The sequence below is a fragment of the Pseudomonas sp. S3_E10 genome, from assembly GCF_054667615.1.
The window spans coordinates 5910903-5937446 of record NZ_CP162743.1 but is presented as its reverse complement, the minus strand read 5'-3'; the positions used below and the strand labels follow the sequence as shown (position 1 = coordinate 5937446).

Sequence of the window (26544 nt, the reverse complement as noted above, 5' to 3'; positions counted from 1 at the left end):
AACGTTCAATTTGCCATATTCGTAAAGTCGCCGTACTCAGGTAACGTTCAAGTCCAGACGCAGGTCTCGCTAAATAATAACGAGCGTCATGGTTAATGCTGTCGGATGTTTACTGCCCTTAATCCAACTACAATATCTAGGGATGTAATTATGATTTCGCTAAAGAAGCTATGTTTAGTAATGGGCTTGGCGTTGTGCACAAGTGCAGTGTCTGCCAAAGAATACTCCACCTTGCGTTTCGGCGTAGATGCCAATTACGCGCCGTTTGAGTCCAAGGCCGCCGATGGCAGCCTCAAGGGATTTGATATTGACTTGGGCAACGCGATTTGCGCCAAGCTTTCAGTCAAATGCATCTGGGTGGAAAGCGATTTTGATGGCCTGATTCCAGGCCTCAGGGCCGGCAAGTTCGACGGTATCCTGTCATCCATGACCGTGACGGCCACTCGTGAAAAAGCCATTGATTTTTCAAGCGAGCTTTTCTCCGGATTCACGTCCTATGTGTTCAAGAAGGGGTCGGACCTGAGCACGGATGTGGCATCACTCAAAGGCAAAACGGTTGGCTATTTTCAAGGCAGTATCCAGGAAGCTTACGCCAAGGCCGTGCTGGACAAAGCCGGGATAAAAATCCAGTCCTATCAGAACCAGGATCAGGTGTATTACGACCTGGTAGCGGGGCGGCTGGATGCATCCCTTCAGGATGCGCTTCAAGCCCAACTGGGTTTTATCAACTCCCCCCAGGGCGCTGACTACGAAATGAGCCCGTCGGTCGAGAGCCCTTATCTTCCCTCCAAAACAGCCATCGGCATCGCCAAGGGCAATACAGAGCTCAAGGCCTTGCTGGATAAAGCGATCCAGGCTCTTCACGACGATGGCACCTATGATTCGATCCAGAAGCAGCATTTTGGCGATCTGAATCTTTACAGCGGCAAATAACCACCCGGCGCTCGTCCGCTGGATGGGCGTTTTCGCTATAGGTTGTTGATCATGTTTGAACCATTATTAGGCGCATTGGGGCTCTCTGCATTCAGCTTGCAAGGCTTCGGCCCGCTGCTGCTCGAAGGCACCTGGATGACCGTCAAGCTGTCCCTGTGCTCTCTTTTGCTTAGCGTATTGCTCGGGTTGATGGGCGCCAGCGCTAAACTGTCCAGTCTCAAGCTGCTGCGTATGCCCGCGCAGCTCTACACCACACTGATTCGTGGGGTGCCGGATCTGGTGCTGATGCTGTTGATTTTCTACAGTCTGCAAACCTGGCTGACGGTCATCACAGTGGCATTGGGCTGGCAGTACATCGAAATCAATCCCTTCGTCGCAGGAATCATCACCCTTGGTTTTATCTACGGCGCCTATTTCACCGAAACTTTCCGCGGCGCCATGCTGGCCGTACCCCGTGGACAGGTCGAAGCCGCTACTGCCTATGGGTTAAGTCGCGCCCAGCGTTTTCGCTTTGTGGTATTCCCGCAAATGATGCGGTTTGCCCTCCCGGGGCTGGGTAATAACTGGATGGTAATTCTTAAAGCCACCGCATTGGTGTCGATCATCGGCCTGGCTGATTTGGTAAAGGCTGCCCAGGACGCAGGAAAAAGTACCTATCAATTGTTCTTTTTCCTGGTACTGGCTGCACTGACCTATCTGATCATCACCAGCATCTCCAACTTCGTCCTGCGCTGTCTGGAAAAACACTACGCCGCGGGTTTACGGGAGGCAGTGCGATGATCGAACTACTGCAGGAGTACTGGAGGTCATTCGTCTACAGCGATGGCCAGCAAATCACTGGTCTGGCCATGACACTATGGTTGCTCAGCGCATCGCTTTTCATCGGCTTTATCGTATCTATTCCATTGTCCATCGCACGCGTGTCCCCCAGGTTTTACGTGCGCTGGCCAGTGCAGTTTTATACCTACCTGTTCAGGGGGACACCGCTCTACATCCAACTGCTGATCTGCTACACCGGAATCTACAGCCTCGCCGCAATACGCGCTCAGCCTGTGTTGGACGCATTCTTTCGCGATGCAATGAACTGCACCATTCTTGCCTTCGCTCTGAACACGTGCGCTTACACCACCGAGATATTTGCCGGGGCCATTCGCAACATCGCTCATGGCGAAGTCGAGGCGGCAAAAGCGTATGGCCTCTCGGGATGGAAACTCTATGCGTTTGTGATCATGCCGTCAGCCTTGCGTCGCTCGCTGCCGTATTACAGCAACGAAGTGATCTTGATGCTGCACTCAACCACGGTGGCATTCACCGCCACGGTGCCGGACATTCTCAAAGTTGCCCGTGACGCGAACTCAGCGACCTTTTTAACCTTTCAATCGTTTGGGATTGCGGCACTGATTTACCTGGCGGTCACCTTTGCGTTGGTCGGAGTGTTCCGAATTGCCGAACGTCATTGGCTGGCCTTTTTAGGGCCGACTCACTGAGCCCTGTATCTGACAGGGCCGCTCCCAACCCGCTTAGAGGATGATTGCGAACATGTACAAATTGACGGTTGACGGACTACACAAGAGTTACGGTACCCATGAAGTACTCAAGGGTGTTTCCCTGCAGGCCAAAACGGGCGATGTCATTAGCCTGATCGGCGCGAGCGGTTCGGGAAAGAGTACGTTCCTGCGCTGTATCAATTTTCTCGAAACACCCAACGACGGTGCCATGAGTTTGGATGGCAAACCAATTTGCATGGTTAAAAATCATGCTGGATTACGTGTGGCGGATGACCGCGAGCTGCAACGACTGCGTACCCGCTTGGCCATGGTCTTCCAGCATTTCAACCTGTGGGGACACATGACCGTGTTGGAAAACATCACCATTGCCCCGCGTCGGGTGCTAGGCATCAGCAAAAAAGACGCAGAAGACCGTGCGCGGCGATACTTGGATAAAGTCGGCTTGCCTGCCCGTGTTGCCGATCAGTTCCCTGCATTTCTTTCCGGTGGTCAACAGCAGCGGGTAGCGATCGCCCGCGCCCTCGCCATGGAGCCCGAAGTCATGCTGTTCGACGAACCCACCTCGGCGCTTGACCCTGAGGTGGTGGGCGAGGTGCTCAAAGTCATCCAGGGGCTTGCTGAAGAGGGGCGCACCATGATCATGGTGACCCATGAAATGGGGTTTGCACGCAAAGTGTCGAACCAACTGCTGTTCCTTCATCAAGGACTGGTTGAAGAGCAGGGCGGACCTGAAATTCTGGATAACCCCAGAAGCGAGCGCCTGCAGCAGTTTCTGTCCAACGGGCTTAAGTGAAATGCTTTGGCTATGACCAGCGGAACAAAGAACCACGCGGCCCATGAGGGTTTGGGACGCATCGACGCGGCCATCGTCGACGTATTGCGCCGCAATGGGCGCATCACCTATAAAAAACTCGCCTCACTGGTGCACTTGAGCGAGAGCCCTTGTCAGCAACGCGTTCGCAAGCTGGAGAGGCTGGGCGTCATCCGCGGTTACGGGGCATTTATTGACGAGCGCAAGCTATTACCCGGTTTATCACTGGTGGTTCTAGTGACACTGGATGAGGGCAGGAGATGCAGCACGCAAAAGGTATTTGAGGCGCTTGTCAGTGCTTGCCCGCAAGTCATTGAGTGTCACTTGGTGAGTGGTGCGCTTGATTACTGCCTCCGAATACGCTGCCGGGATATGGAGCATTTCCGATCAATCACTGAATCATGGCTGGAGAGCACTGAACTGCACCTCGAGAAACTAGTGGCCTATCCACAGCTGGCCGTCATCAAGCCTTCATCGACGCACCTTGGTATCGAATAACAATTACAACACTTCACGCCTAGAGATAAACCATGATGATTGCGAACCTGAAGTTCAGTCATAAGGTATTGCTTGCAGCATCATTCGTTGTTGTCGCAGCGTTTTCGCTTTTTACGCTTTACAACGACTCGATTCAGCGCAAAACCATTCGCTCGAACCTTGAAAACCACCTAGAGGAAATGAGCAAGATCACGGCTGCAAGCGTTCAGTTCTGGCTCTCTGGGCGGGTACTTCTAATAGATCATGTTGCCCAGGAGGTTGCCAATGATCCCGCGTCGCAAAACATCACGCGGCTGCTGGAGCAGAGGTCGTTGCTATCGACGTTTACCTTCACTTATCTAGGCAGTCGTAACGGTAGTTTCGTCATCCGGCCAAAGGACGATCTACCTGCTGATTACGATCCTCGCACCCGGCCTTGGTATACCGACGCAATGGCTGCAGGAGGGACAACGCTGACTGAGCCTTACCTCGATGTGACGACAGGGCAACTGATGATGACCATTGCAACGCCGGTCAGTCAGGACGGCCAGCCGCTTGGAGTGGTAGGCGGGGATCTTACACTGGAGACGCTGGCGACCATTGTCAGCTCGCTCGACCTAGGTGGAATTGGCTATGCCTTTCTGGTCAACGCAGATGGCAGGGTGTTGGTTCATCCAGAAAAAGAACGGGTGATGAAGCAATTGAGCGATATTTACCCCCTGAACACGCCATCACTTAGCTCCCATATCAGCGAGACGGAGCAGGACGGAAAACCTCAAATTTTGATGTTCTCGCCGATCAAGGGACTGCCTTCGGTGAACTGGTATATCGGTTTGTCCATCGACAAAAGCAAAGCTTATGCGGCACTTGATGACTTTCGCACTTCCGCCATTTTGTCGATGGTTATTGCCGTTGCGACCACGCTGCTTTTGCTGGGCTTGCTTATTCGCGTACTGATGCGGCCCCTGAGGTTGATAGGTACAACCATGCGGGATATCGCCCAGGGAGAGGGCGACCTTACCCGCCGCTTGAGTGCGCATTCGAAAGATGAGTTCGGAGAACTGGCCGCAGACTTCAACCTTTTCGTGGAACGTATTCAGCACTCAATACGTGAAGTGTCTTCTGCTACCGAGCATGTCAATGAAGTGGCCAGGCGTGTAACGCAGACCTCTAGTGCGTCAATGTCGAACTCGGACGACCAGGCCAATCGCACCAACAGTATTGCGGCCGCGATTAACGAACTCGGCGCGGCGGCCCAGGAAATCGCGCGTAACGCAGGTGACGCTTCCCTTCAGGCGTCGGATGCCCGGTGCCAGGCTGAAGATGGCCGCGAGGTGGTGACCCAAACGATAAATGCCATGGGCGCGCTCTCTGGGAAAATCCGCACGTCATGCAGCAACATAGAGGCGCTGAATGGTAAGACCGAAAATATCGGTCGAATTCTTGAAGTCATCAAGGGCATTTCCGAACAGACCAACCTGCTGGCACTCAATGCCGCGATCGAGGCCGCGCGGGCGGGTGAAGCCGGGCGTGGGTTTGCTGTTGTAGCTGACGAAGTTCGCAGCCTGGCTTACCGCACGCAGACGTCAGCCCAAGAGATCCATACAATGATTGCAGAGCTTCAGATGGGCGCACGTGAGGCGGTACTCACCATGAACGAAAGCGAGCGCTACAGTAAGGACGGCGTGATTATCGCCAACCAGGCCGGTGAGCGGCTGGGCAGCGTCAGTCAGCGCATCGGCGAGATTGACGGAATCAACCAGTCGGTGGCGACAGCAACTGAAGAGCAAACTTCGGTCATCGGTTCACTGAACATCGACATCACCGAGATCAAAAACCTCAACCAGGAAGGGGTGGAAAACCTGCAGGCCACACTGCTTGCTTGTGACGATCTTGAACGACAAGCCACACGACTCAAGCAGCTGGTGGATGGCTTTCGAACTTAGGCCATCCCTACAAGAGCAGGCATTGAATCACGCGCGCGAGAACAGCAGCTTAAAACCTGCTGCGCCAAAGACCAACGCAAGGGTGCCTTCAATCCATCGGCGCGCCCTGCGATAACCCCGAATCATCGGTGCCGTGGAGAAAACGATCGCATAACCGCAGAAAATAGAAATGCTCAACACGGCACAGCCAGCCAGGATGATCATAACTGTTACAGGTGTCGCTTGTGGTCCCAGGCCGAGCGTCATCGTGGCGATCCAACCCAGTAATGCCTTTGGGTTGGTCAGGTGCATAAGCAAGCCCCGCCGGTAGAGGCCAAAACCCGAGATAGGCGGTGCTGCGCCCAGCGCTTTCTCAATTTTCTCGTCAGGTGTCAGGGCAGAACGTCCCGCTTTCAGGGCTAGGAACAGCAAGTATGCTCCGCCGACGATCTTGAGCACGAAGAGTGCCTCTGCGAACTGAAGCAGAATGGCCGAGACGCCTGTGGCGGCCATCGATCCCCAAAAAAAAGAACCACTGATCACTCCGGCTGCAAGCATCAGCGCAGGTTTTCTGCCTTGGTGCATGGCAACGCCCATGATCCGCATATTGCTGGGCCCCGGGCTTGCCGCTCCAACAATGTAGGCGGTAAAAACGAGTAGAAGGTGGTGGAAATCAAATGACATCAGTCGACCCTCGAGCTGCTTGTAATAGCTCGCAGCTTAAGTGTTCATAAGCTATTCGTCATTGGGTTCTTTAGCTGAATTTTCTGGCTTATTTGATTCTCATCTCGTGGGACTGGATCGCGCTCAATGGGATGTTTTCCATCGCCAACTTCCTGTAGTCCTACGCCGAGTTTGCCCCTGCCAATCCCGTCATCAGCGTGTGATTTTTCGAGATTTGGGCTGCTAGACCTTAGACTGGGGGCATCCTTTTCGAACCATCCAAAGCATGCCCTCAGATATGCCCCCAATGTAGCAATGCACTGGAGGTGGATGGATCTCCATGGTCCTTGAAAAGGCAGAAGTGATCGGATAAACAGCCCGCCATCCGGCCCCTAGAGACTCTCAGGGTCGCCAAAAAACATTTTGACTTGGCTCTAGGGCGGTAGTTACAGCCTGAAAAAAACGAATTATGCCCCCAGTTACGCCCCCATTCACACCGGGCGTACGAGCGATCGCGAACGGCGATTGCCGACACGGACCTGGGTGGCCGTGGCTGGTATTCAGTGCGCCTCCATATACTGGATGAGCAACCCGAATGGGGCAAATCCGTGGTCGCTCGGAAGAGGATTATGGGTTGTGAGTTGATATCCCTAAGCGGACTTTTCGGGTCTGTCTCTCTTCATCTATCCAGAAATTGGCTCGCGAGATGCTCATGCTCTGCGCGATGTGCAATGCGCGGTTGCCAGGGGGATCGATCCGCGTGTCCATCGACTCCAGTCGCCTAGACACGGAATCAGCATTGAGACGGGGCCGCTGATCTCGGATAGTTCGGAGGCGCTTTTACAGGCTGCTGTGGAGAGCGCAGGGATCATTCTGACGCCTGATTGGCTGGCCGGTGCGGCGGTGCGTGGTGGCACGCTTGTACAAATATTGAGGCAATGGGAAGGAGCGGCAACGGGTGGTATCTATGCCGTGATGCCCCCGGGGCGGTGGGTTCCGACGAAGACAAGGGTGTTTGTCGATAAAATTACCCATGCGATTCAGGGGGGCTGGGAGCAGTAAAAAGAGATTGCCGATTAACAAAATAAAATTGTGCTTTTGAAAAATTTATATTGATTTTTTTTAAGTTGGTTCGGCTTTAGCATAAATCCACCTTCAAAAAGCCGTCGGGCAGCGACCACGGTGTCCGGCACCACAAACCAATAAAAAATTGTTATCGGAGTCCTGATGAGTCTTTCTCCTTTCCACCTCGCAATCCCTGTGTATGACCTGGCCGCCACACGTCACTTCTACGGTGAGGTATTCGGTCTTTCCGAAGGTCGCTCCAGCGACCAATGGGTAGACTTCGATTTCTACGGCCATCAACTGGTCATCCATGAGCACCCTAAGACTGCTTCGCAGGAAAGCGTGCACAGCAACCCGGTAGACGGCCACGACGTGCCGGTTCCGCACTTCGGCATCATCCTGGAGTGGGCACAATGGGAAGCCCTGGCCGAGCGCTTGAAAGCGCGCGCAACCAAGTTTGTGATCGAACCCTACATTCGCTTTAAAGGCCAGGTCGGCGAGCAAGCCACCATGTTCCTGTTCGACCCGTGCGGCAACGCGCTGGAGTTCAAGGCGTTCAAGGATATGAGCCAGCTCTTCTCTAAATAATAAAAACCTGGCGCACGCCAAAGAGTGCGTCAGGAAAATATAAATGAGCTGGAAGCTCATGAATCTAGCTACTGCCGTCACGCAGTCCTTTCATTCCAACAAAAAGGCTAGACATGAAACGTATCCCCTTAGTTTGGCAAATCGTTGCCGGGCTGTTGCTTGGCGTGCTCGTGGGTTGGTATTTCAATACCCACCCGGAAAATCAAGTTTGGGTCAGTACCGAAATCCTTAAACCGCTCGGTGATATCTTCATCAAGATGATGAAAATGGTCGTCGTGCCGATTGTTTTCTGCTGCATGATCCTCGGCATTGCTGGGGGCGGTGATAACAAATCGTTCGGTCGTATGGGCGCAAAGTCGTTGATCTACTTCTTTGCAATCACCAGTCTCGCCATCGTGCTTGGCTTGTGCTTCGCCAACATGTTCGAGCCGGGTAAAGGCACCGAAATCGCGGGCATCGCGCACAACGCAGCAGCCGTGCATATGGAGCCGTCGAAAGGCGCGCTGATCATCCTGCAGAACATCGTGCCCGATAACGTGATTGTCGCGATGTCGGAAGGGAAGTTGCTGTCGGTGCTGTTCTTTGCGGTGCTGCTGGGCATGGCGTTGAACACGTTGCCCAAAGCCAAAAGTGCGCCGGTTGTAGCGGTTGTGCAGGGCTTCTCCGACGCCATGTTCAAGGTGGTGTCGTTTGTCATGGCCTACGCACCGATCGGTGTATTCGGCATGATCGGCGCCACTGTAGCGACCTTCGGATTTGCCTCGTTGCTGCCGTTGCTCAAGTTGATCGGTGTGGTGTACCTGGCGCTGATTACCTTCGCCCTGGTGATGCTCGGCGGTATCTGCTACCTGATCGGCGAAAACGTCTTCAAGTTGATCAAGTACTTCCGCGATGAGCTGATCCTGGCCTTCTCCAGTGCAGCTTCTGCGGCTGTCATGCCGCAGTTGATGACCAAGCTGGAAGCCTACGGCGTGCCTCGGCGAATCGTCAGCTTCGTGGTGCCGGTGGGTTATGCGTTCAACCTGGACGGTGCTTCGATCTTCCTGGGTGTGGCGACGATCTTCATTGCCCAACTCTATGGCATCGATCTTTCGTTGACTCAGCAAATTCTGCTGGTGGTCACGATGGTGCTGACGTCAAAGGGCGCTGCGGGTGTACCTGGGTTCGCCATCATCATTCTGTCGGCTACTTTGGCGTCTGCCGGGCTGCCGCTGGAAGGGGTCGCGTTGATTGCCGGGATCTTCCGGATCATCGACAGCGGCACTACCACCTTGAACGTGCTGGGTAATGCAATCGCACCCCTGGTTATCGCCAAGTGGGAGAAAGCCCCCCTGGAGCGAAAAAGCTCAGTAGGGGTCGAGCAGAACGCTTAATCAGCAACACACAAGAGCCTTCCACGTTAACCGCGTCGAGGGCTCTTTTTTTGGCTGACAAACCAATAAGAAGTTGTTGCGTGTTGATTCTTTTCAGGCGCCCGTGTGCTCGGTTCAGATAAATAATCGTGCCCTGTTAGTTGCCACTGTGCTGCCATTATTTATAAAAAAAACAGGTGGTCTATGTGCAAGAAATCAGTGTTCTATCGGACGCGTCGCTGCGTCGCACTATGGATGGTGTTGCTATTTATGGGAACTTATCAACTGGCGGTCGCCAGCCCACGCACGGCGTTGACGCACTCTGCGGTGGCCGTACCTGACCAATTTGCTGCGGACACCGCCAACGCAATCTTTGCCAAAGGCGGGAATGCCGTGGATGCGGCTGTCGCCGTTGCCTTTTCCCTGGCCGTGACCTACCCCGAAGCCGGGAACATCGGCGGAGGCGGTTTCATGACCGTCTACTTCAAGGGCAAACCCTACTTTCTCGATTACCGCGAGCGTGCGCCGCTGAAAGCGACGCGAGACATGTTCGTCGACAGCTCGGGTAAAAAAGTGATTGCTGCCGACCAACCGCAAGGCAGTGTGATCGGCCACCGGTCGGTGGGTGTGCCGGGGACGGTCGCCGGTCTGTGGGAAGCGCACAAACGTTTTGGCAAGCTCAAATGGACGCAGCTGATCGAACCGGCCATTCACTATGCGCGCCATGGTTTCGTCGTCGATGAAGCACTGGCCAGTATCGCTACGAGCGAAAACGAAAAACGCTTCGCCGGTAAAACCAACTTCGCTGAACATTTCGGCAAGCTGCAGGCCGGTACCACCTTTAAGCAGCCCGAACTTGAGGCGGTACTCCGACGCATCGCCGCGCAAGGTCCTAAAGGATTCTACGCCGGTAAAACCGCTGCGTTGATCGTGACCGATATGAGTGCCAATGGCGGGCTGATCAGCACGCAGGACCTGGCCGACTACAAAGCCGTGTGGCGAGATCCCATACAAGCCAACTGGAATGGCTTCCAGATTGTCACCGCTCCACCGCCCAGCTCCGGCGGGGTCGCGCTGGTGCAACTGTTGAAGATGAAAGAGATGCGCCGCGAGGATTTCCAGGGCGTGCCGCTCAATTCCGCGCGCTATATGCACCTGGTGGCGGAGATCGAGAAGCGGGTGTTTGCCGATCGGGCGCAGTACCTGGGCGATCCGGATTTTTACACGGTGCCGGTGCATGAGTTGATCGACGAGCACTACCTGGCGGGCCGGGCGTCGCAGATCAATTTGTCGGTCCCTTCGGACACCAATAAGGTCGTCGCCGGCCTGAATATTGAATCGCCGGAAAAACCCCAGACCACGCACTTCTCAATCGTCGATAAATGGGGCAATGCCGTTTCCAACACCTACACGCTCAATGGCTTTTTCGGCTCCGGTGTGGTCGCAGAAAAAACCGGTATTTTGCTAAATGATGAGATGGATGACTTTTCGGCACTGGCGGGGGTGCCCAATCAGATGGGCGTCGTGGGCACTGATACCAATGCTATCGAACCCGGAAAGCGGCCATTGTCTTCGATGACTCCGACGATTTTCCTGAAGGACGGCAAGGTCGCCCTGGTCATTGGTACACCGGGTGGCTCGCGGATTTTCACGTCGATCTTTCAGGTTGTCAGTAACGTGTATGACTTCCACCTAGGGCTAAAAGACGCGGTGGGTACGATGCGCTTTCACCACCAGTTGCTGCCTGCCAACACGATCTTCTGGGAGCCCTACGCGCCGATTTCCGGGCAACTGGCGGCGGACCTTGACGTCGCTGGCTACTACCTGGCTAACCAGGGCTTCAACGGTGATATTCAGGCAATCCGCGTTGAGCACGGCGTGCCTGAACCCGTATCTGATCCCAGGGGGAGGGGCGTCACGTCCATCGCCAAGTAGCGGGTCAATCCGCTCGTCTGGCTTACGAGCATTTGGCCAGAAGCACTCGGTAAGGGGGTGGTCATCCAGGTGGATCGAGATCCACCAGAGCCCACGCCCCAGTGCTAGTTCTTTATCCTGCGCTGAGGCGTTCGCCTGCCTGACAAGAATCTAAAGTTAGGCGAGCGACTCAAATGAATTTGCATCAATCTCAGCGCGCCTGAATGCCAGGATTGCATGCTCATGCACCGCTCCCCACTCCCGCATCGCGCTGATCAGTGGGGCAAGCGTGTTGCCTAATGCTGTTAGGGAATACTCGACCTTGGGCGGGACCTCTCGATAGATTTCGCGATGGATAACCTTATCTGTCTCCAGCTCTCTGAGTTGTAGTGTGAGCATTCTCTGGGTCACATCTGGCATCAGCCGACGCAATTCGTTGAACCGCTTCGTTCCTGACATCAGATGGAACAGTATGAGCGATTTCCATTTGCCGCCGATGACATCCACCGTAAAGGCGACAGGACAGGCAAACGCTTCAACTTCACTCTGTGGGGTGCATTTCTTCAAAGGGATCTCCTAGGTATAAAAAATGTACCTACAGCACAAAAATGTGCGTACTTACGCGAATCGGATGCGCACGTTAACATTATTCCATATCGATCACTATGGAATTAGTTAGATGAGTTTGCTGCTGTCTCCTCATGAAATCAAAGGCCTTAAACTGAAAAACCGCGTCGTTATGTCGCCGATGTGCATGCACATGGCTGCCGATGACGGCTTTGTCACTGAGTGGCACCGAGTGCATTACGGTGCTCGCGCCTTGGGGCAGGCGGGGCTGATTTTCCCGGAAACGCTGGCAGTCCACGCCGACGGTCGTATCGGGGCCGGTGACCTCGGTATCTGGAGTGACGCACACATCGTCGGCTTGAAAGCGCTGACCGAACTGCTTCACAGCTTTGGTGCCAAAGCCGGTGCTCAGATCGGCCATGCGGGGCGCAACGCTGACCTGCCCAATCTCATTCACATCGCGCCATCGGCTATCCCGTTCACGGAAACCAGCCCTGTGCCTCGCGCACTCGCGGCTGACGAAATTCCGGGTTTGGTGAAACTCTATGGCGATGCCGCACGACGTGCCAGTGACGCGGGCTTTGATGTGCTTGAGATTCATGCCGCGCATGGCTATTTGCTGAATGAGTTCCTCTCCCCACTCGCCAATACCCGCGACGACGAATATGGCGGTGATGCCAAGCGTCGCTATCGCTTCCTGCGCGAAGTGCTGGAGGAAGTCAAAACCCATTGGGGCGATCGTCCTCTGTTTGTCCGTATCTCCAGCTCTGATTACGCCGAAGGCGGGAATACCCCCGAGTCGTTCCTTGAATACGGTCGCTGGATGAAAGAGCAGGGCGTCGATCTGATCGACTGCAGCTCCGGCGGGATCAAGATGATCAAGGTTCAGACCTATCCTGGTTACCAAGTCCCGGCCGCTGAGTTGCTGCGCAAAGAATTGCATATTGCGACGGGTGCGGTGGGTGTCATCCAGAGTGGGCGTCAGGCCGAAGACATCCTGCAAAACGGCCGAGCTGACTTGGTGTTTGTCGGCCGGCAAATGCTGCGTGATCCGTTCTGGGTGCGCACTGCAGCAGATGATTTGAAAGAAATCATTGAGATTCCTGCTGCCTACACGCGTTACGGCTCTGTATGGCTTGATACCCAAGCCTGAACTTGTCCACGTCGAACGCGCGCCGCTGCGGCGCGCTAATCCTCAATCCTATGAAGCAGGAGTTAACCATGAGCAAACCTACTTACGTACACGAATACCACGCCATCACCGAGGTGCTGAACCAGTACATCGAGGGCTGCAAGCAAGCAAAAAGCAGCCTCATGAAGCCTGCTTTCAATGAGCAAGCGACCATGTTTAGCGTCGATGGCGACGGTAAGCTGGCCGGTGGCGCAATTCCAATCCTGTTCAAGGGGATTGATGAGGGTTTTCGCCCCTCTCCAGATGCACCGGCAGCTATCGTCCGCATTGAGATTGTCGGTACGGCGGCTAGCGCGCGCATCGACGCCAACGACACGTCAGGCATTTCTTTCACCGACTTTTTCCATCTGCTGAAAGTCGATGGCAAGTGGACGGTCGTCAGCAAGATCTTTCACACCCACGTCGCGCCTTGAACCTCTGTCGTCCTTGAGTCTGCTGTAGCTGATTGCTTCCCGGCACTCAGCCATACAAATGGAACCGTCATGAAAACCCTTACCTCCGCTCTCGCTTTTACGGTCGTTACTCTTGCGCCGGGTAGTGCCTCCGCCACCACATACCCGGGAGTTGAGCACAACACGGCGAAACTCTTGCAATCGCTTGAAGGTGTGCCGACGCTCGATTCCATGAAGCCGGTCGATGCCCGTGCCGCGCTGGCGGGCGCCCAGGCTGCCCCTCAAGTGGCCTTGCCGGCAGCTGATGTCAGTGAGAAGACGATCCGCGTCAACGGCAGCGATCTGAAGTTGACCATCGTGCGCCCGGTCGGTAGCCAACAGAAGACGCTGCCCGCGTTCATGTATTTCCATGGCGGCGGCTGGGTGTTGGGCGACTTCCCGACCCACGAACGACTGGTGCGTGACCTGGTGGTAGGCTCGGGTGCGGTGGCGGTCTTCGTCAACTACAGCCTCTCGCCAGAGGCGGCATATGGCGTCGCCACCGAGCAAGCCTATGCCGCGACAAAATGGGTCGCCGAACATGGCGAAGATATCAAGGTAGACGGCACTCGCCTCGCCGTAGCCGGCAATAGTGCTGGCGGGAACATTGCCGCCGTAGTTGCCCTGATGGCGAACGAGAAGGGTGGACCTGCACTGCGCTCGCAAGTGTTGCTGTGCCCAGTGACAGATTCCAATTTTGACACGCCGTCGTACAAGGAGTTTGCCAACGGCTATTTCCTGACGAAGGACATGATGGCGTGGTTTTGGGACTATTACGCACCCGACGCCGAGACACGCAAACAGATTTACGCTTCTCCACTGCAGGCCACGCCCGAACAGTTGAAGGGCTTACCGCCGACGCTGATCCAGACAGCCGAATTCGATGTCCTGCGCGATGAAGCTGAAGCTTACGGCCGCAAGCTCGACGCTGCGGGTGTGCCTGTGAAGACGGTTCGCTACAACGGCATGATTCACGATTTCGGTCTGTCGAATGGCTTCAGCCATCTGCCGACGCCGCGCAGCGCGATTGCGCAGGCTTCTCAGGAACTCAAGATCAACCTGAGCAAGTAATTTCAAAAACAAAGAACCCGTAGGTCACGGTGAAACTGCGGGCTTCGTCATTGAAAACACCTCGTCATCTCATTGCGAAGCTGCTTGCGCACAGTCGAATTCCGGAGTTTCTGCTGCGTTTGTGCGGTTGAGCATGTTTCAATAATTGCACTCATTATGAAGAGCGACTAAATGAAAGTTATATCTATTAAGCAGTTGTTTATTTGGGTCTTGATTTCGACCTTTGGCGCGATGGCTCAAGCGGAAAACGCACCAGGTGGCCCACAAGTTCTCAGCAGTAAAACAGTCAGCAAAGCTACGTATGTAGAAGACTATCAAGCTATTACAGAGGTGCTTAACAAGTATATTGAGGGTTGCAAGCAGGCCAAGAGCAGTATTATGAAACCCGCTTTCAATGAACATGCGACGATGTACAGCGTCGGTGCCGATGGCAAGTTGGACGGCGGCGCGATTCCAATCCTGTTCGAGGGAATTGACAAGAATTTCCGTCCATCTCCCGACGCGCAGGCCGCGATTACTCGTATTGAAATCGTCGGTAATGCCGCGAGTGCTCGTATCGACGCCAACGGCATGTCAGGCCTCTCTTTCACCGACTTCTTCCAGTTGCTGAAAGTAGAAGGCAAGTGGACGGTCGTTAGCAAAATTTTCCAAACCCATGAAGCGCCTTAACTAGTTAGGGCAGCGCTGAAAATTGAGTTCGAAATCGAAGATGAGTTTCACGAAGTACTCGTCAGCACTTATCTAATGCTTCTTCACTGCATGCTCGGTAATCAGTTGAGCCAGTAGTTTTACTGGCTCAGTTAGACTGCGACGTGCACGGTGCACCAAACCAATATCGCGATGGAATGTACGTTGTTTCAGGTCGATTGCACGTACCTCGGCAGGCCATTCTTCACGGGTGGCCGTTTCTGGCACCAAGGCGACTCCAACGCCGTTTGCAACCAGTTTGACGATTGCATCCAGTTCATCGAGCTCGCAGACTTCGTGCAATGAAAAATGGGTTTGTCGCAGAAACCTATCCACTTGGCGTCCGCCGAAGGATGATCGGTCATAGCGTATAAAGGGTTGGCTCGATACCAATTCAGCCCAATCGTCTCCCGGCATATCGGCGGGGACGATCAGCCGGTAAGGTTCTCGCGCCAAGGTTGTCCAGCGCAGATCACTGTGAAGCGAGAAGGGCGGGCGGATTATCGCGGCCATATCGATTTCGCCTGAATCGACTTGGTTCACCAACTCCATCGACAAGCCGGGGAGCACTCGCGTCCTGCATTGCGCAGATCGTTGATGAAATTCAGCCAGGGCGTCTGGCAAGAAGGAGCGCTGAACCGAGGCAATCGCTCCAATGGTGACCAAAACGTTTGCAGGAAGACCCACCGATGTCGAGCCCAGATCTTTAAATTGGCGTACCAGTTCCTGACCCTGCGCCAAAACCTGGTGACCCATTCGATTTAGCTGAGCCGAGCGTCCCTTACGGTCGAATAGCTGTACCCCTAGCTCCGCCTCAAGGCGTTGCATCTGGGCGCTGACGGCGGCTTGGGTGAGGCCGATTTTGCTGCCGGCAGCCGCAAATGTGCCTTCTCTCGCCACAGCGATAAGTGTTTTCAGTTCTTTGATCATGCTCAAATAATAATTATGTTTTGCTTCGAAATATATTTATATTTTTGTCGCTGAAGCGCTACGTAAAATTGCTTCCGATACAGGTGAACAAACGTCAGGCGCTCTAACGGGCGCCTGACGCTAGATCATTTTTTTGCTAGCATGCGCGGCATTATGAAGAAACCCGCCCATGACATGCGCCAGCACATCATCGATGTCGCCAGGTCGCTGATGACCCAGAAAGGTTACACCGCCGTCGGCCTTACCGAGCTGCTCGCGGCAGCGGGTGTACCTAAAGGGTCGTTCTATCACTACTTTCGATCAAAGGACGAGTTCGGCCAAGCGCTGCTCGAAGAGTACTTTGACGAGTACCTCACGCGTGTCGATGTGCAGTTGGCCAGTGAGGGCTCCGGCGCCGAACGTCTGCTGAGCTATCTACGCTATTGGGCCGAGACACAGGCGTTTGATCACACCGATCAAAAATGCCTGGTGGTCAAATTGGGGGCGGAAGTGTGTGACCTGTCCGAAAACATGCGCGGTGTGCTTGAGAAGGGTACTGCCCTGATTATTGAGCGGATGGTTCGTTGTGTTGAGCAGGGTAAAGCGGATGGCTCCATAAGTGCGTCGATTGACTCAGCAATATTGGCTGAAGCGCTCTACCAGATGTGGCTGGGCGCCTCGTTGTTGGTCAAGGTCAACAGAACACGCGAGCCTTTTGATGCTGCGCTTGATATGAGCCGACGCTTGTTGGCTTAGTTTCGATCGGCAGGCTTGGTCATGCTGCTCGATGGCACCACATGAATGCCAGGCTCCTGACTGATCGCGGCTTCAAGCAATGCCCGCGCAATCAGCGCCGGGGGATTGAGACGCCAGCGTTCAGGTAACAGCGGCGATGCAAGTTTGAGCATCCGGATCAGTGCACGCTCGGCATGGCGCACCTCCTCACGCTTGCCTCCGATGACACCCGGCCGCACGTACGTCAGCGATTCAAACCCCACCCTCGCCAGATCCTGTTCCAGGCGGCCTTTGACCTGGTTATAGAAAAACGAAGATCCCGCATCTGCGCCGATAGCCGAATTGAGCACGTAGGTCGGCGTTCCATGCGCGCGTGCGAGCCTGGCCACTGCCAATGGATAGGTGTGGTCGACTCGCTCGAAGGCTGCTCTGGAGCCAGCTGTTTTAAGCGTGGTACCCAGCGTGCAGATCACAGCATCTGCTTGCCAGCGATCAGCCTGTTCGTCCAAGTGATCAAAATCGATGGGCGTGGCGATGAGTTTAGGGTGCGCCGCCAAAGTCTTGCGTGTTGGCGCGTAGACCTTGCCGACGCGCGGATCCGACAGGGCCAGATCCAGTACATGGCTGCCAACCAGCCCGCTTGCGCCGACCAGTAGCAGCTTGAATGTTGTGGGTTCGTTCATGCTTGAGTGCTATCCGGCACAAAACTCTGGATAGCCTCGTTGACCGGTGTGCTGCCTTGGGTCAGTTCGATAATGACGCGACTGACGCCGGGCTGTTCGATGATCTGCAACAAGGCTGCGGCGACATCGTCGCGCGGCACGTCGCCATAGGGGATAGCCAGGCCAGCGTGGACCTTGCCACTGCCGGGTGAGTCCAGCAAGGTGCCGGGGCGCAGAATGACCCAATCTAGATCGCTTGCGGCCAAGTGCACATCGGCGCGCTTTTTCACGGACATGTAGTTTTCGAACGTCTCGGAAACTGATTTTCCACGCGATGCCTCTGGAAACGCCGACACAAGAATAAAGCGCTGAATGCCCGCCAACTCAGCCGCGGCTACGGACAGCTCAAGGCCGTGACCGTCGATGGCATCCGTCATCTGCTCGCCGCCTTTGCCGCCGGCACCCGCCGCGAATACCACGGTATCACTGCCCGCCATCAGCTTGGCCAGAGCCTCTGTGTCGAGGTCAAGCAAGTTACCCGCCACGGGATGGCGCCGAGTGCTTCGAGTCCCTCGGCCTGTTCCGCATGACGGTATAACGAATGTGGTTCATGGCCTCGGTCTGCCAGTTGTCGAGCAAGGCTTCGGGCCACTTTACCCGAACCACCGACGATAAAAACTGAGTGCATAGTTCCTCCAGATCAGGCGATGTTTCAAAAATGTCCCCCTCAAGCGAACCTGCAAACGCGCTCGGCGAATGCACGCTGAGGGTTATTCTATATTGGTCACTACAGAAACTGTCAAGCGCCTGGGAGATTTGGCCCCGGGCACGTGCCTTGTCTTCAATCGGCGCAAGAGGCCAAAAAAATCAGCCCGGAATAAACAAATAAAATTGATTTTTTGCATCCATATATATTGTTTTAATTGTCTGCTGGAGGCCGCTAGCATTGATGCACTATCAACAAAAGCTCAAAGAGTGGCCCCATGCAATTGCTCGGAAATTTGCTGAAAGCGGTTAAACCCTCGCCAACGCTGGTAATCACGCGCAAGGCGGCAGAGTTACGCCGCAATGGGGCCGATATCATCAGCCTGTCAACCGGCGAGCCGGACTTTCCAACCCCCGATCACATCAATGCGGCTGCCAAGGCGGCGATTGATGCAGGCCAGACCCGCTACACCGATGTAGACGGCACTCCAGAACTCAAAGCGGCGATCGTTCGAAAATTTCAGCGTGAAAACGGCATCACCTACGCGACAGACGAAATCAGCGTCGGCACCGGCGGTAAGCAAGTGCTGATCAATGCGCTGCAGGCCACCCTTAACCTCGGGGATGAAGTCATCATTCCTGCGCCTTACTGGGTGTCCTATCCGGACATGGTGCGCCTGGCGGGGGGCACGCCCGTGGAAATCCGCTGCGCGGCCCATCAGCATTTCAAGATCACCGCCGAGCAACTCCAGCAAGCCATCACGCCGCGTACCAAGTGGCTGATTTTGAATTCGCCAAGCAACCCGACGGGTGCGGGTTATAGCGCGGCAGAGCTTGATCGGTTGGGCGCCGTATTGTTGGAGCATCCGCAGGTCTACGTGCTGACGGATGATATGTACGAGCACCTGAGTTACGACGGTTGGGTGTTTTCCACGCTGGCTTCGCAGGTGCCGGCGTTACATGGTCGCGTGCTGACCGTGAATGGCGTTTCAAAGGCGTATTCAATGACGGGCTGGCGCATTGGTTATGCGGGCGGTCCTAAACCGTTGATCGCCGCCATGGCCACCATTCAATCGCAGACCACGAGCAACCCCTGCGCAATATCCCAGGCGGCTGCCGTGGCAGCGCTGGACGGGCCTATCGATTTTCTGGCTGAGCGCAATGAAGTGTTTCGTCAGCGCAGGGATCTTTGCCTGGACGCTTTTAACACCACTCCCGGCCTGGTATGTCGCCGTCCGGAGGGCGCTTTTTATCTCTTCCCTTCATGCTCGGGGCTGTACGGGCGCAAAACGCCTGCAGGAGCGGTGCTGACTAATGACGTGGATGTCTGCCAGTACCTGCTCGAAGCCGCACAGGTGGCGGTGGTACCGGGGAGTGCGTTTGGGTTGGAGGGTTATTTCCGCATCTCCTTTGCGACCTCCACGGTGCTGCTGGAGCAGGCATGCGCGCGCATCAAGGCTGCGTGTGAACAGCTTGCTTGAATGCAGCGCGTGGTTTGGCGGAGTTGGTTCCAGTCAAGCTGACAGGGAAGGGCTCAGCATCGCTACGGCTGTTGCGCCGATGCCTTGCAGATCTTCCCTGCTGGCAGCGTCATGTGCCTGCAGGGACATGCCTTCGAGCAATGTATTCAAGGCAGCGGCGAGCAGGCGAGTGTTGGTTTCCGGTTTGAGCTGACCTTGTTCCACTGCGCGATCCAAGCGCTGCTGTAAGTAGTCACGGCCTTCCTGGCGCAAGGCCTTTAGGGTCGCGGTGACTTCACCGGCATCGTCGGAGACATTGACTGCCGCGAGGACGACCATACAGCCGCAGGGCGCCTCGGGTTCGGTCAAGATCGACGCGGAGGTGTGGAAGAACTCGCTGATGGCAAGCACGATGTCGGGCTCGGTGTCCATGCGCTCCCACGTGGCATCCCAGAACGTCGCTTCGTAGTAGGCAACCGCTTCGAGAAACAACTTGGCTTTGTTGCCGAACGCCGCATACAGGCTGGGAGGGCTGACGCCCATGGCTGAACACAATTCCGCCACAGAGGCCGGCTCGTAGCCACGCCTCCAAAACACTGCCAGCGCCTGCAGCAGAGCCTGGTCTCGATCAAACGCGCGCGGGCGTCCTTTTGCGCGTGGAACAGAGATTGGGGTGGAGTTGGTCATTGAGTGCAGCACCTTGGGGGCGTATCGCCAGACGAGCATGCCTGGAAGAAAGTTCTGCCCAATGATACACAAAATGAAATTTTCGGTTGCGTAGCGTAATTCTGAGCTTTCAGTTCGGCCGTGACGGGTGCCCAAGGGCCGGTACGTTGTATCGCTCAAGCACGTGGCCAATACCGCTCAATAGCGGTATCACATGCTTCGCAATATCATCGGCGACTGCGGTGGGCACCATCTCTGCGTTTCGGCGAAAAAACAGTGGGTCCTGAAAAACCAGCCTGAGTTTGGACAGGCTGTTGCTGACCGCAGGTTGCCCAATGTTCAACCGCTCGGACGCCCTGGTGACACTTTTTTCCTGATACAGCGCAGCGAAGATCACCAGGCAATTGAGGTTGAATTGCGCAAGGCACTCGGTGTTGAACGTTGACGTGGGGGGAAGGGTGTTCATGAGCTTGACCCTGTCATTTGTCTTCGTTCGCCGTTGGTCGTAGAACATGAGGCTATTCTAAAATTTACTAGACGACCGGTCTAGTTTTAATTAGGATGGCTGCATTATGAAAAAGCATCATTCTGAAACACGCCAACACATCCTGGATGTCGCCAGGACGTTGATGACTCACAAAGGCTACACCAGCGTAGGGTTAGCTGAGGTGGTAGCGGCTGCGAGCGTGCCTAAAGGTTCGTTCTACCACTACTTCAAATCCAAGGAAGAATTTGGTCAGGCATTGCTTGAGCAGTATTTTTCCGACTACCTCGCAACAGTCGACACGCTGTTGATGGGTTCTGCACCCGCCGCGCAAAGGCTGCTGAGTTACTTCCAGTATTGGGCGCAAACCCAGTGCTCTGATTTGCCTACCGACAAGTGCCTGGTGGTCAAGTTGGGCGCCGAGGTCTGTGACCTCTCGGAGGGCATGCGCCTGGTGCTCGACCGAGGCACGCAGGCTATCCACGCAAAGCTTGAGCGCTGTATTGAGCAGGGGCTTGTCGATGGCTCGATCACGTCCACAGCGCCAAGCGCGACGCTTGCGCAATCGCTCTATCAGGTTTGGCTCGGCGCTTCGTTGATGATGAAGATCGGCAAGCGCGACGACGCCTTTGAAACATCCCTGACTCTGGCAAAGCGACTTTTGTCGTAGTTATTTTTTACCAACTTACTAGACGACCGGTCTATTTAATTGAGGTCTTTCATGACAGACAACGCCACTCGTACCGACTTATTCACCCCCATCAACCTGGGCGCGATGAAACTCGCCAACCGTATTTTGATGGCGCCTGTAACCCGTAGCCGCTATGCCGAAGATGGCATCCCCAACGAGCTGCACGCTGAGTATTACGCTCAACGCGCCACCGCGGGCTTGATCGTCGCCGAGGCCACCAATATTTCCGCGCAAGGCCGCGGTTACGCGGCCACCCCCGGCATCTGGAGCGAGGAGCAGGTTGCGGGCTGGAAGAAAGTCACGGACGCCGTGCATGCCGCCGGCGGGAAGATCGTCAGCCAGCTGTGGCATGTGGGGCGGTTCTCCAGTGTCGAGTTGCAACCTGACGGTGCCTCACCAGTCGCACCTTCCGCGATCAAGGCTGAAGGCGACACCTATACCACCAACGGCTTCGTTCCGGTGTCGATGCCACGGGCGCTTGAAACCGATGAGATCCCGGGGATCATCGAGCAGTACAAGCGTGCTGCCGAGAATGCCAAGCGTGCCGGTTTTGATGGTGTAGAGGTTCACTCAGCTAACAGCTACCTGCTGGACCAGTTCCTGCGGGACTCGACCAACCATCGCACCGACCAGTACGGCGGCTCCATCGAGAACCGTGCGCGTCTGACCCTGGAAGTGACCGAAGCAATCGTCAAAATCTGGGGCAACGACCGTGTTGGCATTCGTTTGTCGCCGGTGACGCCTGATGCCGGCAACACGCCGCCCGACAGCAATGTCATGGCGATGTATGGCTACCTGATCCAGCAACTCAATGCATTCGATCTGGCTTACCTGCACTTCGTTGAAGGCGCTACCGCCACCTCGCGTGAAGTACCGGAAGGCGTGGACATGGACGCATTGAGCGCGCAGTTCAACGGGCCCTTCATCGGCAACAACAACTACGACCTGGACATGGCTATTGAGCGCCGCGCCCAAGGCAAGATCGACGCGGTAGCGTTTGGCCGCCTGTTTATCTCGAACCCGGACCTGGTCGAGCGCTTGCGTCGTGGGGCCGAACTGACCATCGCACCGCGCGAGTCGTATTACGGCGGCGGCGCCAAAGGCTACACCGACTGGCCTGTCGGCAACTACTGATCCGCTTATATCCGCGATAACCCCAAAAACTGCCCGCACAGACGGGCAGTCACCAACGAGAGGAACGCCCATGAACTATCTGCAGAATAAAACCGCGATCATCACTGGCGCATCGTCCGGCCTGGGTGCTGCATCGGCACGTGCCTTGTCCGAGAAAGGCGTTCGAATTGTCGCAGCAGCCCTGGACCAGCAAGGCCTGGACGCCATCGTCAGCGAACTGAAAGGCAAGGGCGGTGAAGCGGTAGGTCGCGTCAGCGACGTTACCAACCCTGAGGATATGAAAGCGCTCGCGCAATTCGCCCAGGACTCTTTCGGTTCGGTGGATATCCTGATCAACAACGCAGGCTTGATGCTGTTTTCCAACTGGGTCGACCTGGCCACCGATGATTGGGAAAAGATGATCAACGTGAACATCAAAGGCTACCTGCATGGTATCGCGGCGGTGTTGCCGTTCATGCTGAAACAGAAGTCGGGCCAGATCCTGAATATGGATTCGGTCGCCGGTCACCAGGTCGGACCTGCTGCAGGTATCTACAGCGCCACTAAGTTCTTCGTGCAGGCCATGACTGAGTCGATGCGCAAAGAGCTGGGCGTGCAGCACGGCATCCGTGTCAACACGGTCAGCCCGGGTGTGATCAACACCGGTTGGGCCGATAAAGTCACCGACCCGGCAGGCCGTAAAGCGGCTCAAGAGCTGAATAAAATCGCTATCTCGCCGGACGACATTGGTCGCGCAGTGCTGTATGCACTGAATCAGCCTGAAAACGTCACCGTCAACGACCTGATAATTTCGCCGACCCGCCAGGATTGGTAAGTCATAAGCGTTGAAATCACCCAGCCCAGGCACCGGCGCAACGCCGTGTGCCTGGGCGCTACAGGATCCGTCCTGTGCTCCCGAGTAAAAGCACTGAGACCCTTCAATGAAATTCGTATTTTGATTGTCGACGGTGGCGCTGGCGAAGAGCCTGCGTGACGCTGGAAGGATGGTTGGCGCGGGCGTTCTATGCATCGCTGTACCGCATACCGCAAGTCGCGCGCTATGGCCTGGTACCCTATGCATTACTGATGTCGGGTAACCATCTGGGGCCAGGCACCGAGCCTCGGTTGAGACTGCATTAGATCACTGATGGAGTTAGCGCTTCTCCGATCGCATAAAAGTGGCCGCCTGCGATGTAGTGCAGGCTACGAAAATCCGGGTGCGCACGCTCAAAGAGCCAATGACCGTCGCTGAATACCCGTGTGTCGGCCCAGGCAGCGACGACTTCACCGATAAACAGGTCGTAGGTCAACTGGTTGTGCGGTTCGGGCAATAGTTTGCACGCAAGCCAGGCCGAGCAGCCGGCCACGAATGGCACGTCATGGCCGCTGGTACTGAATAGCTCCACGCCGCTATGAGCCAGCTTCTGTGGATCTTCCTGCAGGCTGACGCTGCCGACATCGCGGGTCAATTGCAGCTGTGCCACGGTGGGAACCTGAATCACAAAGAGGCCGCTACGCTCTACCAGTTCGCGGGTTTTGGCGATCTTGTCCAGCACCACAGTGACTTTGGGTGGTGAGAAATCCAATGCACAGGCCCATGCCGCGGCCATCACATTTCGAGTCTCCTCGTGTTGAGCAGATACCAGCACGGTGGGGCCGTGATTGATCAGCCGGTAGGCCTTTTCAAGCGGCACTTCGGCAATGTGGTCGTGCATCGTAACTCCAGAAAAAATTAAACCCCGCATCCATTGCTGGAGCGGGGTAGGGCACATTCACGCGGTGGCGGTTTGGTTCAGGTAAACCTGGAGGCTTTCATGCCCGCCGACAATGAGCGACTCGATGGTCGAGGTCCATTGCCCCTGGGGATCAGGCTCGCGCGTGTCGAAGGTCGAAGACCACAGAATCACGGTTTTCTGCTCGCCGGTCAGCGGGATCAGTCGCACGGTCAACACGTAGTTGTCGACGGGCAGTGGCGCTTCAACGAAGCGGTAGGAGAACTGCAGATTCACCGCGTCTACCGACAATAACTGCTCGCGCAGAATGGCGCCGTCCTGCAACGTCAGCCTACGGATGCAACCGACCAGACCGTCCGGCTGACCGTCTTCGATGACGCTCTGCGGGATCGCCGGGTGCCACTGGCTGATTTTCCCGAAGCGCTTGAGTACATCCCAAACGCGCTCGGCGCCGCCATCTACGACGGCACTGTATTCAACTTTTGCCATGATTCATCACCTTAAGAAACAGCATTACGTTCAGGCTGCTCGGGTCAGCCTTCAAACTGGTGATAAACCTTAGCGATCACCTTCCAGGTGCCGTCGATTTTGATCAGTGTCAGGTAATCGTTGTAGTCGGCACCGATCGCGTCCTTTTCCATGTCCACCCGTACCACGGCGGTGGTTGGGGTGATCGCCAGCACGTCCAGGCGAGTGCTGATATCCGGGGCCGTGCCATTAGTGCGGACGAAGTCGAACAGGTTGCTGATCGGGCCGCCCAACAGTTTGCCGTTGGTGAAGCCGTACATCACCGCTTCCTTGTGGAAGGCCTGCTCCAGCACCTCCGGGCTGCCGGCACGCAGGCCGTCTGCGTATTGCTGGGCCACGGCGACAACGGCGTTGTAGTCCTGGGTGGGTACAGCTTTGATGTTTTTGCTCATGGTCAAACCCCTTTGCATGGTTTTGGCGCCAACAGGGCGCGGTTCAAACGGCTGGGTTAAGGAGCAACGTGGGTGTGGTAGATCTTGCTGATGACAGTCCACTTTCCGTCAACCTTCAGCAAGTTGAAGAAATCGGTGAAGCAGAAGCCGGAGATGTCGTTGGTATCGATACGTGCGCTGGCAGCGGTGCCTACGATATCGACGTTGACGATGGCGCCTTTGGCTTCCGGTGAGGGACGGAAGGCGCTGTCGATGATGTCGAACAGACCCTGGATCGGGCCTCCGGTCAGCTTGCCTTCGCCATCTACACCAAAGATGGTGGCCTGCTCGCTGAAGGCAGGTTTCATGAGGCTGCTTTTGGCTTGCTTGCCACCTTCGTTGTAGTGGTTCAGCACCGTGACGATGGCGTTGTAGTCTTCGACGTAAGTTGGGTTGCTCATGGTGTAACTCCTAGTTTGAAGAGGGTTGAAGAAGGGCTTGGTTGATCGCTTTGCGTGCATATCTGGCGACGGTCAGTAAGGCTATCAATGCAACGACCAGACCCGTCCAAGTCATCATTTGAGTCGATCGATTGGTCGTTACCTCGCCACTGATTATCTGTGCGACATCAGCCGCCAGAGAGCCCAAGTACGCATACAGAAATGTTCCAGGAAACAGGCCGATCCAAGTCGCCAGGAGGAAATCTCGACGGGCGATTCGGCTGGCTCCGAGTCCATAGCTCAGCGGAGCGAACGGCACGATGGACGCTAGGCGTAAGAGAAAAACAATTCGAAAACCTCCTGACTCGATTGCGTGGTCGACCGCCGCTGATGTGGGGCTGTTCGCCAGGCGTCGTTTGACCCAAGGGCGCAGAAGCGATCTGCCCAAGGCAAATGCGACCGCTGCAGACAGCAAGCCAGCGGGCGAGATGAGCAGCGTTCCCCCCATCGGGCCGTACAAAAAACCGGCGAGCGCCGTAAGCATCGAGGCGGGTACGAAGGCGACAGTGCCCACCACAAATATCGCGGCATACAGCGCAATCCCGACGACTGCGAGCGAGCGAATAATCTCGGTCCACTGGGCGACGCTGTGTACGGCCAGGTCTATCACGTTGCCTACCCGATTCATTCAGTTTGTGGGAATGCTTCCCGTCCAGCGCATCACTGAAAGCCACTTAATTAGCGATCGCTACATATTGCGTGCAATTTATAGTGATCACTACAGTTAGTGTCAAGACATTTGCTTTCGGTGTTGGTGGGGGCGAAGTGGGCGTTCGACGGTGCTTTGCAACCAATTCCTGATG

The 26544-nt window shown here is 55.6% G+C and carries 30 protein-coding genes and 3 pseudogenes; 21 read left to right on the top strand and 12 right to left on the bottom strand.

The window, feature by feature from the left end; all coding sequences use genetic code 11:
- Window positions 1-150: 150 nt before the first annotated feature.
- From AB4N98_RS27250 to AB4N98_RS27220, 7 genes and pseudogenes are all read left to right on the top strand, one after another.
- A complete protein-coding gene (locus AB4N98_RS27250; RefSeq protein WP_027616443.1) occupies window positions 151-933 on the top strand; it encodes a transporter substrate-binding domain-containing protein in 783 nt (260 codons plus the stop codon).
- 51 nt (window positions 934-984) lie between these two features.
- Window positions 985-1713, top strand: coding sequence for an ABC transporter permease (locus AB4N98_RS27245; protein ID WP_027616444.1), 729 nt, complete (start codon window positions 985-987; stop codon window positions 1711-1713).
- On the top strand, window positions 1710-2420 hold the full coding sequence (locus AB4N98_RS27240) for an ABC transporter permease (protein WP_027616445.1): 711 nt from the start codon (window positions 1710-1712) through the stop codon (window positions 2418-2420). Before AB4N98_RS27245 ends, AB4N98_RS27240 begins: the two co-directional genes overlap by 4 nt.
- A gap of 52 nt (window positions 2421-2472) precedes the next feature.
- Window positions 2473-3234 (top strand): ABC transporter ATP-binding protein, encoded by a 762-nt coding sequence (locus AB4N98_RS27235; RefSeq protein WP_027616446.1) that lies wholly within the window; start codon window positions 2473-2475, stop codon window positions 3232-3234.
- Between the two features lie 12 nt (window positions 3235-3246).
- Window positions 3247-3750, top strand: a complete 504-nt coding sequence (locus tag AB4N98_RS27230; RefSeq protein WP_051550466.1) for an Lrp/AsnC family transcriptional regulator — start codon at window positions 3247-3249, stop codon at window positions 3748-3750.
- Window positions 3751-3782: 32 nt separating this feature from the next.
- Window positions 3783-4769: pseudogene (locus AB4N98_RS27225) on the top strand (cache domain-containing protein); the annotation flags it as partial.
- Between the two features lie 141 nt (window positions 4770-4910).
- Window positions 4911-5675, top strand: coding sequence for a methyl-accepting chemotaxis protein (locus AB4N98_RS27220; RefSeq protein ID WP_373682479.1), 765 nt, complete (start codon window positions 4911-4913; stop codon window positions 5673-5675).
- 27 nt (window positions 5676-5702) lie between these two features.
- On the opposite strand, the gene AB4N98_RS27215 is transcribed toward AB4N98_RS27220, so the two are convergent.
- Window positions 5703-6338, bottom strand: a complete 636-nt coding sequence (locus AB4N98_RS27215) for a LysE family translocator (protein ID WP_027616449.1) — start codon at window positions 6336-6338, stop codon at window positions 5703-5705.
- Window positions 6339-7043: 705 nt separating this feature from the next.
- Between AB4N98_RS27215 and AB4N98_RS27210 the strand changes: the two genes are divergently transcribed.
- From AB4N98_RS27210 to ggt, 4 genes are all read left to right on the top strand, one after another.
- A complete protein-coding gene (locus AB4N98_RS27210; RefSeq protein WP_223271416.1) occupies window positions 7044-7379 on the top strand; it encodes a LysR substrate-binding domain-containing protein in 336 nt (111 codons plus the stop codon).
- A gap of 165 nt (window positions 7380-7544) precedes the next feature.
- The gene (locus tag AB4N98_RS27205; RefSeq protein ID WP_135196279.1) at window positions 7545-7970 is read left to right on the top strand and encodes a VOC family protein; all 426 of its coding nucleotides are present in this window, start codon (window positions 7545-7547) and stop codon (window positions 7968-7970) included.
- 113 nt (window positions 7971-8083) lie between these two features.
- A complete protein-coding gene (locus AB4N98_RS27200) occupies window positions 8084-9343 on the top strand; it encodes a cation:dicarboxylate symporter family transporter (protein WP_099491990.1) in 1260 nt (419 codons plus the stop codon).
- Between the two features lie 183 nt (window positions 9344-9526).
- Window positions 9527-11257 carry a gamma-glutamyltransferase gene (gene ggt, locus AB4N98_RS27195; protein ID WP_460149115.1) on the top strand — a complete coding sequence of 577 codons (1731 nt, stop codon included), beginning with the start codon at window positions 9527-9529 and terminating at the stop codon, window positions 11255-11257.
- Between the two features lie 156 nt (window positions 11258-11413).
- Here ggt and AB4N98_RS27190 read toward each other — a convergent pair whose 3' ends face one another.
- On the bottom strand, window positions 11414-11803 hold the full coding sequence (locus tag AB4N98_RS27190; RefSeq protein ID WP_012724350.1) for a winged helix-turn-helix transcriptional regulator: 390 nt from the start codon (window positions 11801-11803) through the stop codon (window positions 11414-11416).
- Between the two features lie 112 nt (window positions 11804-11915).
- Between AB4N98_RS27190 and namA the strand changes: the two genes are divergently transcribed.
- The 4 genes from namA (at window position 11916) to AB4N98_RS27170 (ending at window position 15166) form a co-directional block, all read left to right on the top strand.
- A complete protein-coding gene (gene namA / locus AB4N98_RS27185; protein ID WP_099491992.1) occupies window positions 11916-12956 on the top strand; it encodes an NADPH dehydrogenase NamA in 1041 nt (346 codons plus the stop codon).
- A 68-nt stretch (window positions 12957-13024) separates the two neighbouring features.
- A complete protein-coding gene (locus tag AB4N98_RS27180) occupies window positions 13025-13408 on the top strand; it encodes a nuclear transport factor 2 family protein (RefSeq protein WP_460149114.1) in 384 nt (127 codons plus the stop codon).
- Between the two features lie 69 nt (window positions 13409-13477).
- The gene (locus AB4N98_RS27175) at window positions 13478-14497 is read left to right on the top strand and encodes an alpha/beta hydrolase (RefSeq protein ID WP_135196277.1); all 1020 of its coding nucleotides are present in this window, start codon (window positions 13478-13480) and stop codon (window positions 14495-14497) included.
- Window positions 14498-14728: 231 nt separating this feature from the next.
- Window positions 14729-15166: a nuclear transport factor 2 family protein gene (locus AB4N98_RS27170; RefSeq protein WP_046036384.1), complete on the top strand. Its 438-nt coding sequence runs from the start codon at window positions 14729-14731 to the stop codon at window positions 15164-15166.
- 72 nt (window positions 15167-15238) lie between these two features.
- Here AB4N98_RS27170 and AB4N98_RS27165 read toward each other — a convergent pair whose 3' ends face one another.
- Window positions 15239-16114: a LysR family transcriptional regulator gene (locus AB4N98_RS27165; RefSeq protein ID WP_046036268.1), complete on the bottom strand. Its 876-nt coding sequence runs from the start codon at window positions 16112-16114 to the stop codon at window positions 15239-15241.
- A gap of 153 nt (window positions 16115-16267) precedes the next feature.
- Here AB4N98_RS27165 and AB4N98_RS27160 point away from each other — a divergent pair, with 153 nt between their 5' ends.
- Window positions 16268-16849: a TetR/AcrR family transcriptional regulator gene (locus AB4N98_RS27160; RefSeq protein ID WP_169985955.1), complete on the top strand. Its 582-nt coding sequence runs from the start codon at window positions 16268-16270 to the stop codon at window positions 16847-16849.
- Here the strand turns inward: AB4N98_RS27160 and AB4N98_RS27155 are convergent.
- Window positions 16846-17511, bottom strand: coding sequence for an NAD-dependent epimerase/dehydratase family protein (locus AB4N98_RS27155; protein WP_099549806.1), 666 nt, complete (start codon window positions 17509-17511; stop codon window positions 16846-16848). The genes AB4N98_RS27160 and AB4N98_RS27155 overlap by 4 nt on opposite strands.
- Window positions 17508-18178 (bottom strand): annotated as a pseudogene (locus tag AB4N98_RS27150) (NAD(P)-binding oxidoreductase). The gene AB4N98_RS27155 and the pseudogene AB4N98_RS27150 overlap by 4 nt, the downstream one beginning before the upstream one ends.
- Before the next feature lie 295 nt (window positions 18179-18473).
- Here AB4N98_RS27150 and AB4N98_RS27145 point away from each other — a divergent pair.
- A complete protein-coding gene (locus AB4N98_RS27145) occupies window positions 18474-19676 on the top strand; it encodes a pyridoxal phosphate-dependent aminotransferase (protein ID WP_267863837.1) in 1203 nt (400 codons plus the stop codon).
- 33 nt (window positions 19677-19709) lie between these two features.
- Here the strand turns inward: AB4N98_RS27145 and AB4N98_RS27140 are convergent, their stop codons facing one another.
- Together AB4N98_RS27140 and AB4N98_RS27135 are read right to left on the bottom strand one after the other, a co-directional pair.
- The gene (locus tag AB4N98_RS27140; protein ID WP_010656563.1) at window positions 19710-20342 is read right to left on the bottom strand and encodes a TetR/AcrR family transcriptional regulator; all 633 of its coding nucleotides are present in this window, start codon (window positions 20340-20342) and stop codon (window positions 19710-19712) included.
- A 109-nt stretch (window positions 20343-20451) separates the two neighbouring features.
- The gene (locus tag AB4N98_RS27135; RefSeq protein WP_223271414.1) at window positions 20452-20835 is read right to left on the bottom strand and encodes a helix-turn-helix domain-containing protein; all 384 of its coding nucleotides are present in this window, start codon (window positions 20833-20835) and stop codon (window positions 20452-20454) included.
- A gap of 58 nt (window positions 20836-20893) precedes the next feature.
- Here AB4N98_RS27135 and AB4N98_RS27130 point away from each other — a divergent pair, with 58 nt between their 5' ends.
- The 4 genes and pseudogenes from AB4N98_RS27130 to AB4N98_RS27115 all read left to right on the top strand — a co-directional run.
- Complete coding sequence (locus AB4N98_RS27130) at window positions 20894-21475, top strand: TetR/AcrR family transcriptional regulator (protein ID WP_010656561.1); 582 nt, start codon at window positions 20894-20896, stop codon at window positions 21473-21475.
- 51 nt (window positions 21476-21526) lie between these two features.
- A complete protein-coding gene (locus AB4N98_RS27125) occupies window positions 21527-22630 on the top strand; it encodes an alkene reductase (RefSeq protein WP_135196274.1) in 1104 nt (367 codons plus the stop codon).
- 70 nt (window positions 22631-22700) lie between these two features.
- Window positions 22701-23444, top strand: a complete 744-nt coding sequence (locus AB4N98_RS27120) for an SDR family oxidoreductase (protein WP_135196273.1) — start codon at window positions 22701-22703, stop codon at window positions 23442-23444.
- A 155-nt stretch (window positions 23445-23599) separates the two neighbouring features.
- A pseudogene (locus AB4N98_RS27115) lies at window positions 23600-23749 on the top strand (FAD-dependent oxidoreductase); the annotation flags it as partial.
- On the opposite strand, the gene AB4N98_RS27110 reads toward AB4N98_RS27115, so the two are convergent.
- Genes AB4N98_RS27110 through AB4N98_RS27090 form a run of 5 tightly spaced genes read right to left on the bottom strand, consistent with a single transcriptional unit; the run spans window position 23746 to window position 26351 of the window.
- A complete protein-coding gene (locus tag AB4N98_RS27110; RefSeq protein ID WP_135196272.1) occupies window positions 23746-24324 on the bottom strand; it encodes a flavin reductase family protein in 579 nt (192 codons plus the stop codon). The pseudogene AB4N98_RS27115 and the gene AB4N98_RS27110 overlap by 4 nt on opposite strands.
- Before the next feature lie 57 nt (window positions 24325-24381).
- Window positions 24382-24831: an SRPBCC family protein gene (locus AB4N98_RS27105; protein WP_135196271.1), complete on the bottom strand. Its 450-nt coding sequence runs from the start codon at window positions 24829-24831 to the stop codon at window positions 24382-24384.
- Between the two features lie 44 nt (window positions 24832-24875).
- Entirely contained in the window at window positions 24876-25262 is a 387-nt protein-coding gene (locus AB4N98_RS27100) for a nuclear transport factor 2 family protein (RefSeq protein WP_032885487.1), read from the bottom strand.
- A 56-nt stretch (window positions 25263-25318) separates the two neighbouring features.
- Window positions 25319-25702, bottom strand: coding sequence for a nuclear transport factor 2 family protein (locus tag AB4N98_RS27095; RefSeq protein ID WP_010656555.1), 384 nt, complete (start codon window positions 25700-25702; stop codon window positions 25319-25321).
- A gap of 10 nt (window positions 25703-25712) precedes the next feature.
- Window positions 25713-26351 (bottom strand): TVP38/TMEM64 family protein, encoded by a 639-nt coding sequence (locus AB4N98_RS27090; protein WP_135196270.1) that lies wholly within the window; start codon window positions 26349-26351, stop codon window positions 25713-25715.
- Window positions 26352-26544: the final 193 nt, after the last annotated feature.

Coding starts and splice junctions, on each gene's coding strand:
- AB4N98_RS27110 (WP_135196272.1), bottom strand. CDS start 24,324: ATGCACGACCACATTGCCGAAGTGCCGCTTGAAAAGGCCTACCGGCTG.
- AB4N98_RS27170 (WP_046036384.1), top strand. CDS start 14,729: ATGGCTCAAGCGGAAAACGCACCAGGTGGCCCACAAGTTCTCAGCAGT.
- AB4N98_RS27165 (WP_046036268.1), bottom strand. CDS start 16,114: ATGATCAAAGAACTGAAAACACTTATCGCTGTGGCGAGAGAAGGCACA.
- AB4N98_RS27100 (WP_032885487.1), bottom strand. CDS start 25,262: ATGAGCAAAAACATCAAAGCTGTACCCACCCAGGACTACAACGCCGTT.
- AB4N98_RS27215 (WP_027616449.1), bottom strand. CDS start 6,338: ATGTCATTTGATTTCCACCACCTTCTACTCGTTTTTACCGCCTACATT.
- AB4N98_RS27160 (WP_169985955.1), top strand. CDS start 16,268: ATGAAGAAACCCGCCCATGACATGCGCCAGCACATCATCGATGTCGCC.
- AB4N98_RS27220 (WP_373682479.1), top strand. CDS start 4,911: ATGTCGAACTCGGACGACCAGGCCAATCGCACCAACAGTATTGCGGCC.
- AB4N98_RS27130 (WP_010656561.1), top strand. CDS start 20,894: ATGAAAAAGCATCATTCTGAAACACGCCAACACATCCTGGATGTCGCC.
- AB4N98_RS27120 (WP_135196273.1), top strand. CDS start 22,701: ATGAACTATCTGCAGAATAAAACCGCGATCATCACTGGCGCATCGTCC.
- AB4N98_RS27240 (WP_027616445.1), top strand. CDS start 1,710: ATGATCGAACTACTGCAGGAGTACTGGAGGTCATTCGTCTACAGCGAT.
- AB4N98_RS27175 (WP_135196277.1), top strand. CDS start 13,478: ATGAAAACCCTTACCTCCGCTCTCGCTTTTACGGTCGTTACTCTTGCG.
- AB4N98_RS27180 (WP_460149114.1), top strand. CDS start 13,025: ATGAGCAAACCTACTTACGTACACGAATACCACGCCATCACCGAGGTG.
- AB4N98_RS27095 (WP_010656555.1), bottom strand. CDS start 25,702: ATGAGCAACCCAACTTACGTCGAAGACTACAACGCCATCGTCACGGTG.
- AB4N98_RS27145 (WP_267863837.1), top strand. CDS start 18,474: ATGCAATTGCTCGGAAATTTGCTGAAAGCGGTTAAACCCTCGCCAACG.
- AB4N98_RS27205 (WP_135196279.1), top strand. CDS start 7,545: ATGAGTCTTTCTCCTTTCCACCTCGCAATCCCTGTGTATGACCTGGCC.
- AB4N98_RS27105 (WP_135196271.1), bottom strand. CDS start 24,831: ATGGCAAAAGTTGAATACAGTGCCGTCGTAGATGGCGGCGCCGAGCGC.
- AB4N98_RS27125 (WP_135196274.1), top strand. CDS start 21,527: ATGACAGACAACGCCACTCGTACCGACTTATTCACCCCCATCAACCTG.
- AB4N98_RS27230 (WP_051550466.1), top strand. CDS start 3,247: ATGACCAGCGGAACAAAGAACCACGCGGCCCATGAGGGTTTGGGACGC.
- namA (WP_099491992.1), top strand. CDS start 11,916: ATGAGTTTGCTGCTGTCTCCTCATGAAATCAAAGGCCTTAAACTGAAA.
- AB4N98_RS27155 (WP_099549806.1), bottom strand. CDS start 17,511: ATGAACGAACCCACAACATTCAAGCTGCTACTGGTCGGCGCAAGCGGG.
- AB4N98_RS27245 (WP_027616444.1), top strand. CDS start 985: ATGTTTGAACCATTATTAGGCGCATTGGGGCTCTCTGCATTCAGCTTG.
- AB4N98_RS27250 (WP_027616443.1), top strand. CDS start 151: ATGATTTCGCTAAAGAAGCTATGTTTAGTAATGGGCTTGGCGTTGTGC.
- AB4N98_RS27140 (WP_010656563.1), bottom strand. CDS start 20,342: ATGACCAACTCCACCCCAATCTCTGTTCCACGCGCAAAAGGACGCCCG.
- AB4N98_RS27135 (WP_223271414.1), bottom strand. CDS start 20,835: ATGTTCTACGACCAACGGCGAACGAAGACAAATGACAGGGTCAAGCTC.
- ggt (WP_460149115.1), top strand. CDS start 9,527: ATGTGCAAGAAATCAGTGTTCTATCGGACGCGTCGCTGCGTCGCACTA.
- AB4N98_RS27200 (WP_099491990.1), top strand. CDS start 8,084: ATGAAACGTATCCCCTTAGTTTGGCAAATCGTTGCCGGGCTGTTGCTT.
- AB4N98_RS27235 (WP_027616446.1), top strand. CDS start 2,473: ATGTACAAATTGACGGTTGACGGACTACACAAGAGTTACGGTACCCAT.